This is a genomic window from Endozoicomonas sp. G2_2, from assembly GCF_017744135.1.
In the GTDB taxonomy this organism is placed as follows: Bacteria; Pseudomonadota; Gammaproteobacteria; order Nevskiales; family Salinisphaeraceae; genus Salinisphaera.
In genome coordinates, this window is the sequence record NZ_JAGHQU010000010.1 from 19,583 (window position 1) to 31,851 (window position 12,269).

Below are 12,269 nucleotides of genomic sequence, written 5' to 3' on the forward strand. Positions count from 1 at the left end.
AAACACAGCAAGGCAGCGATCATGCGCAGCATTCAAGGAGAATTCGAAGGCGACGGGCTCCGTATCGCCATCGTCTGCACCCGCTGGAATGACGACATCGTCGATCGTCTGGTCGATGGCGCGCTCGACGTGCTCACCGACTGCGGCACCGATGAAGACGACATCACCGTCGTACGCGTGCCCGGCGCGTTCGAGCTGCCGCTGGCCGCGGACCGGCTTGCCGAAAGCGACGATTACGACGGCATCATCGCGCTGGGCGCGGTGATTCGCGGCGACACGCCGCATTTCGATTTCGTCGCCGGTGAATGCGCCAAGGGCCTGTCGGCCACCGCGCTGGAGTACGGCGTGCCCGTGGGTTTCGGCGTCATCACCGCCGACACCGCGGAACAGGCCGACGCGCGCGCCCAGCCGGACGAAGACCACAACAAGGGCGCGGAAGCGGCCAGCGCGGTCGTGGAAATGGCCAACCTTCTGCGTACCCTCGGCGAATAGCAGGCAGACGGCACCACACGTGATCATCAGCGACGACCAGATCCAGTACCAGCCGGCGGACGGCGACGACGGCGCGGACGACGAAACGCTGCCGACGCCGGCCCGCGTGCCCGGTGGGGCGCGTATTCGCGCCCGCATGGCCGCGGTTCAGGCGATCTATCAGTGGCGCATGAGCGGAACCGATATCGGCGAGCTCATTCTGCAGTTCGCGCAGGCGGGCCGGCTGCGCGCGCTCGATCGCGAGTATTTCGAGGCGCTGCTGCGCGGCGTCGCTTACGACGTGAATACACTGGAAGCCGCTTTCGACGCCCACCTGAGCCGGCCTGCATCCCAGCTCGATCCCGTCGAACACGCGATTCTGCTGCTCGCCACGTTCGAACTGCGTGAGCGTATCGAAATCCCGTTCGCCGCGGTGATCAACGAGGCGACCAACCTCGCGAAAGTCTTCGGCGCGACCGATGGCCATCGTTTCATCAACGGCGTACTGGATGCGACCGCGCGCTCGCTGCGCGCCGACGAGATCCGCGCACGCCGCTAGCGCGCACGCGCCATGCGTGAGTTCGCGCTTATCGATCGCCTTGCGGCGCGCCTGGCTTCGCGTCGGCCCGATACCCGTATCGGCATCGGCGACGACGCCGCGCTGATCGCGCCGCCGGCGGGCGAGGAACTCACCATCACCACCGATACGCTGATCGCCGGGCGACACTTCCCACACGACACGCCGGCCCGCGACGTCGGTTACAAGGCGGTTGCCGTCAATCTGAGCGATCTCGCGGCCATGGGCGCGACGCCGGCCTGGATCACCATCGCGCTCGCCGCGCCGGCGCTCGAGGCGCAGTGGTGTGACGCATTCGTGGATGGCGCCTGTGACGCGATCGGCGCGAGTGCGGTCGATATCGTCGGCGGGGATACAACGCGCGGCGATCTGTCGATCACGATCACGGCGATCGGGCATCTGCCGGTCGGCACGGCGCTGCGCCGCAGCGCGGCCCAGGCGGGGGATCTGATCGCGGTGACCGGCACGCTTGGCGATGCGGCCCATGGACTGCGCCGGTGGCCGATGCGCGCACGGGCAACAGCAGACGAACGCTACTGCATCTCCCGCCTCGCGCGCCCGCAATGGCGCGACGGGGCCGCGTTGCGGGGGATCGCACACGCGGCGATCGATGTATCGGACGGGCTGCTGGCTGATCTCGGCCATGTGCTGGCGGCCAGCGCATGCGGGGCGCGTGTCGATGTCGATGCGTTGCCCGCCTCGGCGGCGCTGCGGCGCTGCACGGCGCGCGAGCCGCGTCGTGAATACCAGTTGACGGGTGGCGACGACTACGAACTTTGCATCACGCTCGCGCCGGAGGCGCTCGATCGCGCACGCGCCGCACTCGATTGCCCGCTGACGGTCATCGGCGAAATCGAGGCGGAGACGGGGCTGAGGCTATTCGACGCCCATGGCTCGAGCGTGTGCGCATCCGGGCCGGGCGGTTGGGATCATTTCCACGGCTACTAGCGGCCTGCGGCGCAAAACGAGATCGGGCTGGTGCACATTACCGACCGCAGGCGGGCTGGAAACCGAGCGTGCAGGCGCGCGCGAAGTGACCGCTGGCTTGAGACGGTTCGCCGAGCCCGGTTCGGCTTTCGGCCAGTAGATACAGCGCCCGCGCATTGTCGGGTTCACTGGCGAGCAACGCCTCCAGCGCGGTGACGGCCCGCGCATAGTGGCCGCCATCTACATACAGGCGTGCCAGCGCCTCGCGCGCCTCGTTGTTGTTCGCGTCGAGCGATAGCGCCTGGCGCAGGTCGAGTTCGGCATCGTGATGGCTGCCCTGGGCGGCGAACGCGAGGCCGCGACGGTAATAGGCCTGGCTGGCGTCGGCATCGAGCGCGATCGCGGCGCTGAATTCGTTGACGGCCGCCTCGTAGTTGTCGTCGTTATAGGCACGCTTGCCCCGCGCCAGGGCGGCTGCGGCCGCATAGCGCCGGTAACCCGTCGCGCCGTTTGCGGTCAGCAGTTCGGCGATATCGCGGCGTCCCGCGTCGAGCGCCAGCGCGAGCGGCGCGGTGCCGGCGGCCTCGGCGTTCGGGTCTGCGCCGCGGGCGAGCAGCAGGCGCACGGTATCGGCGTGACCGCCGGCGACGGCCTGGAAAAGGGCTTGTCGGCCCTGGTCGTTACGCGCGGTGAGATCGGCGCCGAGGTCGAGCAGATAGCCGATCATCGGACGGTGGCCGGCACGGGCGGCCATGATGAGCGGCGTGTTCTGCTTGTGATCGGTATGGGTGATATCCGCGCCCGCGGCGACGAGGATATGCGCGATTTCGGTATTGCCCTGGTCTGCTTGCCACGCAGCGATCCAGAGCGGGGTCTGTCGCCACTTGTTTTCGGCATCGACCTTCGCGCCGGCGGCGATCAGCGCGCGCGCGACCGCGGGGTGATAGCGCTTGGCCGCCCAGTGCAGCGCCGTGAAGCCGTTGCGTCCGTCACGGGATTCCAGTTCCACATTGCGTCGAATCAGGGCGCGCACGACGTCGAGGCTGCCGTATTCGGCAGCGATGTTGAGCGCGGTCTGACCGTCCGGTGTACGTGCCGAGGTCGACAGCCCGTTGTCGAGCGCGGCTGCGACCGCGTCGACGTCGTCGCGCGGGGCGGCGTAATGGAGACATTGCCAGCCGTCGCGCTGTTCGCTGGCCATGTCGCGCGCCTTGGTGATCGCGCAGCCGATATCCATGTGCGGGTCCATGGCCAGAACGCCCAAAGCGCCCGCGACGGCGACGAGGGCTATCGCGAATACCGTTTTCATGCCGCCATCATAATCCAAGGCCGCGATGGCGGGGCGGTGCGTGTCTTGCGCTTATCGGTAAACTGTGCGGCCTGTTTCGCCCCGAATGAACTCCGCGTTGCCCATGATCCAACTGCACGACAGTCTCAGCGGTCGGCGTCAGCCGCTCGAAACCCTCGAACCGGGCCATGTGCGGCTCTATGTGTGCGGCGTCACCGTCTACGACTACTGCCACCTCGGGCACGCGCGCGTGATGATCGTATTCGACATGTTCGTGCGCTATCTGCGCGCGCGGGGCTGGCGGGTGACCTATGTGCGCAACGTCACCGATATCGACGACAAGATCATCAACCGCGCGGCCGAAACCGGCGAGACGCCGGAGGCGATCGCCGAACGCTTTGCCGAGGCGATGCGTGAAGACGAGGCGGCGCTGGGCCTGGAGCCCCCGAGCCGGGAGCCCACGGCGACCGCCCATGTCGAACAGATCATCGCGATGATCGAACGCTTGGTCGACAACGGCGCCGCCTATGTCGGCCAGGCCGCGGAGGCGCCGGGCGACGTCTATTACGACGTGAGTACGTTCGAGCGCTACGGCGCATTGTCGGGCCGCCGCACGGCGGATTTGCGCGCCGGCGCGCGTATTGCGGTCGACGAATCGAAGACCGATCCACTCGATTTCGTACTCTGGAAAGCGGCCAAGCCGCAAGAACCGAGCTGGGATTCGCCATGGGGCCCGGGCCGCCCGGGCTGGCATATCGAATGCTCGGCGATGTCGACCCACTGCCTGGGCAACAGTTTCGACATTCACGGTGGGGGGCTGGACTTGCAGTTTCCGCACCACGAAAACGAAATCGCCCAGAGCGAGGCGGCGACGGGCGAGCCCTATGCCACCACCTGGATGCACAATGGCTTCGTCACCGTGGACGACGAAAAGATGTCCAAGTCGTTGGGCAACTTTCTGACCATTCGTGACGTGCTCGATCGCTACGATGCCGAAACCGTGCGCTATTTCGTGCTGTCGACTCACTACCGCAGCCCGCTGGCCTATACGGCCGACGCGATGGACGCCGCCACCAGCGCGCTGAGTCGTCTCTACACGGCATTGCGCGACGTGCCCGCCACCGATGACGTGAGCGAAATGGCCGATGGCTTCGAAGCCCGTTTCACGCAGGCCATGGCGGACGACCTCAATACGCCGGCGGCGATCTCGGTGCTGTTCGAGATGGCCCGCGAGAGCAATCGACTCAAGAGCGACCGCGGCGGGGAGGCCGGTGCGATCGCGGCGCGCCTGGCGACACTGGGCCGCCAGATCGGCCTGTTGACGCAGCCACCCGAGCGCTTCCTGCAGGGCGGTCAGCCGACCGATCCAGATGCCCTGGACGCTTCCATGGTGGAGGACATGCTCCGTCAACGCCGCGAGGCGCGGGCCGCGAAGGATTTCGCCCGGGCCGACGCGATCCGCGACGAACTGACGGCCAAAGGCATCGCGTTGGAGGACGGCCCCAACGGCACGCTCTGGCGCCGCGTCTAGCGGCGTCGGCGCATCACGCGGTACGCGCCTCGCGCAGTTCGGCGGCGCGCAGGGTGTTGCTCATGAGCATGGCTACGGTCATCGGCCCGACACCTCCGGGTACCGGCGTGATCCACGCGGCGCGTTCGGCGGCGGCCTCGAACTCGATATCGCCGACCAGTTTGCCGGACGCCAGTCGATTCATGCCCACATCGATGACCGTGGCGTCCTCTCGAATCCACTCGCCCTTGATCAGCCCCGGCTTGCCGACACCCACGACCAGTATCTCGGCCTGACCGACCTCGTAGGCGAGATCACGCGTGAACCGATGGCAGACCGTGGTTGTCGCGCCCTTGAGCAATAGCTCCAGCGCCATCGGGCGGCCCACGATGTTCGACGCGCCCACGACCACCGCCTGCCGGCCATGAAACGGCTCCTCGATGGCCTCCAGCAGGCGCACGATGCCCAGCGGCGTACAGGCACGCAGCTGTGGCACGCGTTGGGCGAGACGGCCGATGTTGTAGGGATGAAACCCGTCGACATCCTTGTCCGGCCGTACGCGCTCGATCACCACGCTGGCGTCGATATGCGCGGGTAGCGGCAGCTGCACGAGAATGCCGTCGACGCTGTCGTCCGCGTTGAAACGGTCGATGATCGCGAGCAGATCCGACTGCGAGATATCCGCGTCGGGGTAGACGGCCTGGGAAACCAGCCCGGCCTGCTGGCAGGCCTCGATCTTCTTGCCGACATAGATCTGCGACGCGGGATCGCTGCCCACCAGAACGACCGCCAGTCCCGGTGCGCGCTTGCCCTCGTCGAGCCGCTGCGCAATCGCGTCGCGTACCGCGTGTCGATAATCCTGTGCGATCTGCTTGCCATCGATGAGACGGGCGGCCATGGACACCAAACCGGTTCGAAAAAAGAGCGCGGATTTTCGCATGGCGGACACAGGCGGACAATTTCGCGGCGCATGCCGTGCTCGCGTGCGCGACGCTGAGCAGATAGAATCCGCCGCGTCGTCGGTGATGCTGCGACCGGTCGATGATGAGATGGGCAGGTGGGGTCACTTGGCGAAGCGCGGGTGAGATCGATGACCGACAGCCCGCGGCGCAGGTAGATAAGGTTTGAAGGTCGGAATACGGCGTTCGACACGCTTCAAGCACATATCGGGGTATGGCGCAGTCTGGTAGCGCACCTGCTTTGGGAGCAGGTGGTCGCAGGTTCAAATCCTGCTGCCCCGACCATTATTGCCGGCCGTTACGATCGCCTGTCGTGCCACTCTCGACGGCAAATCGTGCCGTATCGCAGCCCCGCATCTTTTCGCGCCCGTAGCTCAGGGGATAGAGCAATGGCCTTCTAAGCCATCGGTCGCTGGTTCGAATCCAGCCGGGCGCGCCATCACTAAAGGCCGCCGCAGCGCGGCCTTTAGTGATGGCTTATCCATCTAGTATTCGAACCAGCGACAATGATTAAGTATGGTTCGACGGATGCGCGCAGCGCATCCGAACAGTGCGGCGTCAGCCGCACTGGCCCGAAGGGTGAGCCGGCGCAGCCGGCGAATAATCCAGCCGGGCGCGCCATCACTAAAGGCGGCCGCAGCGCGGCCTTTAGTGATGGCCTATCCATCTAGTATTCGAACCAGCGACAATAATTAAGCATGGTTCGACGGATGCGCGCAGCGCATCCGAACAGTGCGGCGCCAGCCGCACTGGCCCGAAGGGTGAGCAGGCGTGGCCTGCGAATAATCCAGCTGGGCCTATCGATCTTGCATTCGAACCAGCGACAATGAACACGCATGGTTCGACGAATGCGCGCCACGCGTCCAAACGGGGCAGCGAGAGTCGCACCAGCCCGCAGGGTGAGCGTTGCGGCCGGGCGTGCGTCAGCCCGAGTGCGTGCCACGCTGGCGTCCAGCACGCCGGTGCCCGTCGAGTGAAACGCAATTGAAACGCAATGCGAAACAAGGGGTGGCATCCGGCCTCGAAGATGACTAGAATACCCGGCCTGCGCGGCGGGCCAGCCCGATGGGCGGGCAGCAAGCCTGGCGCAGATCGCTTTCGATGGTGGGCGTAGCTCAGTTGGTAGAGCCCCGGATTGTGATTCCGGTCGTCGTGGGTTCGAGTCCCATCGTCCACCCCATTCCCGACCCGGGGCTGGATCGAAAGCGTCGGGGCGATTATCATTGCCCGGCGCGATTACGGTATCGCGCCATCAGGGCGGCAACTTGCCGCTTTCGGATGGGCCGTTAGCTCAATGGTAGAGCAGTTGACTCTTAATCAATTGGTTGTAAGTTCGAGTCTTACACGGCCCACCATTTTTTCCTGATCTTTCCTTTGGTCTTCGCGCGGAGCTGGCTTGCGCTTTCCAGCGGAGGCCACCCGTCTGAATCACTTGGACCTTCGTCGTATATAGCGTCGCCTCGTTCGGCCGCTATATCCGTTACGGGGGATACTGAAGGTGACTGGATGGGTTCCCGATCGATCTATCTCGATGTCGCGGCGTTGCTGAGAACACCGCGTATCGGGTTCTGGCAGCGCTATCGGCTACGCAAGCTTGTGTCCGATGCCCGTGATCCCTTGCTTTCGAGCCTGGTTCGAGAACTGGTGTCCGCCCACGCGTCGCCAGCACAGGACAAGGCTGATCGGGAAGGTCCCCGCGTTGCGCTGGACCGCTATTGCCACGCCCGGCTTCTGGGTTCGAGGCGCCCACAGGCTGATGCTCGCGCGTGCCCGCATCATGGCGCTGTGATGGCAAAGTAGCGCCGATTTGGCGCAGCGGCGCACACGAGCGCTTCGGTCGGCGCCTAATTCCTGGCGCTTCATTCGTAAAAGCGCTGAATGTCACCGCTCGCAATGGTTGAATGCACCGCGTACGGACCCATCTCCTGCAGCTGTACACACACCGTATTCTAGAGTCAGGCGATGGAAACGCTCGATCTCGACAACCGCGGCCTGCAAACCTCGCGTATCGGTCTGGGAACCTGGGCCATTGGCGGCTGGATGTGGGGCGGTACAGACGAAGCCGAGTCGATCCGCACGATTCAGAGCGCCCCCGATCACGGCATCACGCTGATCGACACCGCGCCGGTCTACGGTTTTGGCCGGTCCGAAGAAATCGTCGGCAAGGCCGTCAAGCATGGCGGAATGCGCGATCAAGTCGCGCTGGCCACGAAATGCGCTCTTGAGTGGGATGCCAAGGAGCGCGTGGCGCGCAACGCCACCAAGCAGCGTATTTTTAAGGAAGCCGACGATTCGCTACGGCGCCTGCAGACGGACGTGATCGATCTGCTGCAGGTGCACTGGCCTGACCCGAATGTCGACGTGCGCGAGACCGCCGAAGCGATGGCGCGCCTGCAGCAAGACGGCAAGATCCGCGCAATCGGCGTATCCAACTTCACGCCGGAACAGTTGGACGCGTTCAGCGAAGTCGCCACCGTCGATGTTGCACAAAATCCCTACAACCTGTTCGAGCGTCAGATCGACGATGACGTGTTGCCGTGGGCGCAGGCGCATGATGCGCGCCTGCTGGCCTATGGCGCGCTCTGCCGCGGGCTGCTGTCCGGGCGTATGCACGCCGACCGCGAGTTCCCGGGTGACGATCTGCGCAACAACGACCCGAAGTTCCAGCAGCCGCGCTTTGGTCAGTATCTGGCCGCCGTGGACGCGCTGGAGCAATTCGCTCAGGACAACTACGGCAAGCACGTGCTCGATCTCGCGATTCGCTGGGTGCTGGATCAGTACCCGCACAGCGTGGCGCTCTGGGGGGCGCGCAAGCCCGATCAGCTCGAGGCGGTCGACAACGTCTGGGGCTGGCAGCTCGACGACAGTGCTCGCGAACAGATCAAGGAAATCGTCGATGCCCACGTGACCGACCCGGTCGGTCCGGAATTCATGGCGCCGCCGGCGAGGGCATAGGCCGGGGCGCGCCATTTCGCAGGTCGGCTGTGCAGGCTTGATATACTTGCCGGTCGACAATCGCAAACGCAGGCGCCACGAAATAATCGCGGCGCCGTTCATACTGACAAGATCGCATAGAGGTAGTTAATGGACGTTTCTGTTGAGAATCCCGGTGGGCTGGCCCGTCGCCTCAAGGTTCAGATCCCGGCCGAACGGGTCACCGAGGCGGTCGATGCCAAGGTCAAGCGCGTCGGTCAGCACGCCAAGATTCCGGGGTTTCGTCCGGGCAAGGCGCCGCTGAAGGTTCTTTACCAGCGCTATGGCGCCCAGGCGCGTCAGGAAGCGGCCGGCGAGCTGATCCAGAGCGTCTATCCCGAAGCGATCGAGCAGGCCGAGCTCAAGCCGGCCGGCCAGCCGCAGATCGAGCTGGGCGATTTCAAGGAAAACGAGCCGCTCGAGTTCACGGCGAGCTTTGACGTTTATCCCGAGGTCGAGCTCACCGGCCTCGACGGCATCAAGGTCGAGAAACCGGTCGTGGAGGTCGCCGATGCTGATGTCGACAAGACCATCGAGCGCATCCGTGAGCAGAACAAGGCGTATGAAGCCGTAGAGCGTGAATCGCAGGACGGTGATCAGGTCGTGGTCGATTATGTCGGCCGTATCGATGGCGAAGCCTTCGAAGGCGGTACGGGCAACGATATCGAGGTCAATCTCGGCGAGCAGCAGTTCCTGCCGGATCTCGAGCGTGCATTGGTCGGCCGCAAGGCGGACGAGCAATTCGATGTCGACGTGTCCTTCCCGGAGGACTACGGCGCGAAGGACCTCGCCGGCAAGACGGCGAACTTCGATGTCACCGTCAAGACGGTCAAGGAAGCCAAGCTGCCGGAAATCGACGACGAGTTCCTCAAGCAGATGGGCGTCGAGGAAGGCGGCGTCGATGCGCTCAAGGAAAAGGTTCGTGAGTCGCTCGAGCAGGAAGCAAAGCACGCAGTCGACACCAGCGTGAAGACGCAGGTGATGGACGGCGTGCATGCGGCCAACCCCATCGAGGTGCCCGAATCCATGGTCGCGCAGGAAATCGACCGCATGCGCAAGGAAGCATTGCAGCGCATGCCCCAGGAAATGCAGGGCGATGAGGAGCAGGCCAAGAAGCTGCTGCCCGACGAAGTGCTGCGCGAAAACGCCGAGCGCCGGGTGGCGCTGGGTCTGCTGATCGCTGAAGTGATCTCCGAAAAGGAGCTCGAGCTCGATCAGGAGCGCGTCACCAACAAGATGGAAGAAGTGGCTTCCGGTTACGGTGATCAGGCCGAGCAGGTCAAGGCTTACTATCAGCAGAACCCGCAGCTCATGCAGGGGCTGCAGGCGATGGTCATGGAAGAGCAGGTGGTCGACAAGCTGCTGGAAGGCGCGACCGTGACCGAGAAGGAAACCGAGCTCGACGAACTACTCAACGCCCAGCGTCAGAACGGTTGATCCCGACCGTTCGACGCATTTGAAGCGGCAAGGAAAACCCAAGCTTATGGCAGACAACAGTCAGAATACGCCGGCCCAGAATCTGGGCCTGATCCCGATGGTCATCGAGCAGACGGCGCGTGGCGAGCGTTCGTTCGATATCTACTCGCGCCTGCTCAAGGAGCGCGTGATCTTCGTCGTCGGCCCGATCGACGACCACATGGCCAATCTCATTGTCGCCCAGCTGCTGTTCCTCGAGTCCGACAACCCGGACAAGGATATCCAGCTCTACATCAACTCGCCGGGCGGCGTGATCACGGCGGGCATGTCGATCTACGACACGATGCAGTTCATCAAGCCCGACGTGGCCACCATGTGTCTCGGCCAGGCGGCCAGCATGGGCGCGGTGCTTCTGGCCGGCGGCGCCGAGAACAAGCGCTACTGCCTGCCGAACTCGCGCATCATGATCCATCAGCCGCTGGGCGGCTTCCAGGGTCAGGCCACGGATATCGAAATCCATGCCCGTGAGATTCTGCACGCGCGTGAACGCCTCAACGAGGTGCTCGCGCACCACACGGGCCAGCCGCTGGACAAGATCAAGAACGATACCGAGCGCGACTTTTTCATGAGTTCGAAGGAAGCCACCGAGTACGGCGTCATCGACGATGTGCTCACGTCGCGCGCGGCGCTTTCGGGCCAGGGTGCCGGCAAGGAGAAATAAACGCCTTGTTTCATGACACGGTGGTTTAAAAACCGTGACAAGCGTTTATCCGGTATGCCATACAGGACGTATGGCAGGCCCAGACTGAAGAGGTCCTAAGACAATGGCGGAAGACTCCAACAGCACCGGCGGCTCGAACGGCAACTCCGGCCGCACCCTCTACTGCTCGTTCTGCGGAAAGAGCGAGCACGAGGTTCGCAAGCTGATCGCTGGTCCGTCGGTATTCATCTGCGACGAGTGCGTGGATCTGTGCAACGACATCATGCGCGAGGAACTCGCGAGCAAGCCGGCCAAGAAAGGCCTGCCGAGCCCGCAGGAAATCAAGCATGTGCTGGACGATTACGTGATTGGCCAGGAGTCGGCCAAGAAGATCCTCGCCGTGGCGGTGTATAACCACTACAAGCGCCTCAACGCCGAAACCGGTGAGGGCGAGGTCGAACTGCAGAAATCCAACATCCTGATGATCGGGCCGACGGGTTGCGGCAAGACGCTGCTCGCCGAGACGCTTGCCCGGATGCTGGACGTGCCGTTCGCGATCGCTGACGCGACCACGCTGACCGAAGCGGGTTATGTCGGCGAGGATGTCGAGAACATCATCCAGAAGCTGCTGCAGAAGTGCGATTACGATGTCGACAAGGCCCAGCGCGGCATTGTCTACATCGACGAGATCGACAAGATCTCGCGCAAGTCGGAAAACCCGTCGATCACGCGTGACGTGTCCGGCGAGGGCGTGCAGCAGGCGCTGCTCAAGCTCATCGAGGGCACCACGGCCAGCGTGCCGCCGCAGGGTGGTCGCAAGCATCCGCAGCAGGAATTCCTGCAGGTGGACACCGGCGGCATCCTGTTCATCGTCGGCGGCGCGTTCGCCGGCCTGGACAAGACTATTTCGAGCCGTGAAGGGCGCTCGGGCATCGGCTTCTCCGCCGAGGTCAAGGGTCAGGACGACCAGCGCTCGCTGGGCGATATGCTCGCGACCGTCGAGCCGGAGGATCTGGTCAAGTATGGCCTGATTCCCGAGTTCGTCGGCCGCCTGCCGGTGATCGCCACGCTCGAGGAGCTCGACGAGACGGCGCTTATCTCGATCCTGCGCGAACCCAAGAACGCATTGACCAAGCAGTACGCCAAGCTCTTCGAGATGGAGGACTGCGAACTCGAGCTGCGCGAGGACGCGCTGCGGGCGATCGCCAACCGCGCGATGGAGCGCAAGACCGGCGCCCGTGGCCTGCGCACGATTCTCGAGTCGATTCTGCTCGACGTGATGTACGAACTGCCGGCGATGGAAAACGTATCGAAGGTCGTCGTGGACGAAGCGGTGGTCAAGGGCGATGCCCAGCCATATATCGTCTACGAGAACGCGGACGCCACACGCGCCGGCGCCTGACCCGCCCGGCGCCGAACAGGGCGCCGGGCTCGATTGCGGCACGCGT

Annotated in this window: 11 protein-coding genes and 4 tRNA genes; 13 read left to right on the forward strand and 2 right to left on the reverse strand. The window is 64.3% G+C overall.

Annotated features, from left to right (window positions below):
- Window positions 1-21 precede the first annotated feature (21 nt).
- Genes ribH through thiL form a run of 3 tightly spaced genes read left to right on the forward strand, consistent with a single transcriptional unit; the run spans window position 22 to window position 1,996 of the window.
- The gene (gene ribH, locus J7355_RS12660) at window positions 22-492 is read left to right on the forward strand and encodes a 6,7-dimethyl-8-ribityllumazine synthase (protein ID WP_209063271.1); all 471 of its coding nucleotides are present in this window, start codon (window positions 22-24) and stop codon (window positions 490-492) included.
- Window positions 493-511: 19 nt separating this feature from the next.
- Window positions 512-1,030, forward strand: a complete 519-nt coding sequence (gene nusB, locus J7355_RS12665; RefSeq protein WP_209063273.1) for a transcription antitermination factor NusB — start codon at window positions 512-514, stop codon at window positions 1,028-1,030.
- A 12-nt stretch (window positions 1,031-1,042) separates the two neighbouring features.
- Entirely contained in the window at window positions 1,043-1,996 is a 954-nt protein-coding gene (thiL, locus tag J7355_RS12670) for a thiamine-phosphate kinase (RefSeq protein ID WP_209063275.1), read from the forward strand.
- Between the two features lie 37 nt (window positions 1,997-2,033).
- Here thiL and J7355_RS12675 read toward each other — a convergent pair whose 3' ends face one another.
- Window positions 2,034-3,284, reverse strand: coding sequence for an ankyrin repeat domain-containing protein (locus J7355_RS12675; RefSeq protein ID WP_209063278.1), 1,251 nt, complete (start codon window positions 3,282-3,284; stop codon window positions 2,034-2,036).
- Window positions 3,285-3,390: 106 nt separating this feature from the next.
- On the opposite strand from J7355_RS12675, the gene cysS reads away from it, so the two are divergent.
- The gene (gene cysS, locus J7355_RS12680) at window positions 3,391-4,794 is read left to right on the forward strand and encodes a cysteine--tRNA ligase (RefSeq protein ID WP_348523038.1); all 1,404 of its coding nucleotides are present in this window, start codon (window positions 3,391-3,393) and stop codon (window positions 4,792-4,794) included.
- A gap of 13 nt (window positions 4,795-4,807) precedes the next feature.
- Here the strand turns inward: cysS and folD are convergent, their stop codons facing one another.
- Entirely contained in the window at window positions 4,808-5,671 is an 864-nt protein-coding gene (gene folD, locus J7355_RS12685; RefSeq protein ID WP_209063282.1) for a bifunctional methylenetetrahydrofolate dehydrogenase/methenyltetrahydrofolate cyclohydrolase FolD, read from the reverse strand.
- Between folD and J7355_RS12690 the strand changes: the two genes are divergently transcribed.
- The 9 genes from J7355_RS12690 to clpX all read left to right on the forward strand — a co-directional run bounded on the left by J7355_RS12690 (window position 5,670) and on the right by clpX (window position 12,223).
- Complete coding sequence (locus J7355_RS12690) at window positions 5,670-5,858, forward strand: hypothetical protein (RefSeq protein ID WP_209063284.1); 189 nt, start codon at window positions 5,670-5,672, stop codon at window positions 5,856-5,858. The two genes, folD and J7355_RS12690, sit on opposite strands and share 2 nt — an antisense overlap.
- A gap of 82 nt (window positions 5,859-5,940) precedes the next feature.
- Window positions 5,941-6,017, forward strand: a tRNA-Pro gene (locus tag J7355_RS12695).
- A gap of 78 nt (window positions 6,018-6,095) precedes the next feature.
- A tRNA-Arg gene (locus J7355_RS12700) sits at window positions 6,096-6,171 on the forward strand.
- Window positions 6,172-6,836: 665 nt separating this feature from the next.
- Window positions 6,837-6,912: transfer RNA gene (locus J7355_RS12705), tRNA-His, on the forward strand.
- Window positions 6,913-7,012: 100 nt separating this feature from the next.
- A tRNA-Lys gene (locus J7355_RS12710) sits at window positions 7,013-7,087 on the forward strand.
- Window positions 7,088-7,694: 607 nt separating this feature from the next.
- On the forward strand, window positions 7,695-8,687 hold the full coding sequence (locus J7355_RS12715; protein WP_209063286.1) for an aldo/keto reductase: 993 nt from the start codon (window positions 7,695-7,697) through the stop codon (window positions 8,685-8,687).
- 129 nt (window positions 8,688-8,816) lie between these two features.
- The gene (gene tig, locus J7355_RS12720; protein WP_209063288.1) at window positions 8,817-10,142 is read left to right on the forward strand and encodes a trigger factor; all 1,326 of its coding nucleotides are present in this window, start codon (window positions 8,817-8,819) and stop codon (window positions 10,140-10,142) included.
- A gap of 46 nt (window positions 10,143-10,188) precedes the next feature.
- Window positions 10,189-10,842, forward strand: a complete 654-nt coding sequence (gene clpP / locus J7355_RS12725) for an ATP-dependent Clp endopeptidase proteolytic subunit ClpP (protein WP_209063290.1) — start codon at window positions 10,189-10,191, stop codon at window positions 10,840-10,842.
- Between the two features lie 103 nt (window positions 10,843-10,945).
- Window positions 10,946-12,223, forward strand: a complete 1,278-nt coding sequence (clpX, locus tag J7355_RS12730; protein ID WP_209063292.1) for an ATP-dependent Clp protease ATP-binding subunit ClpX — start codon at window positions 10,946-10,948, stop codon at window positions 12,221-12,223.
- The last annotated feature ends 46 nt before the right edge of the window (window positions 12,224-12,269 follow it).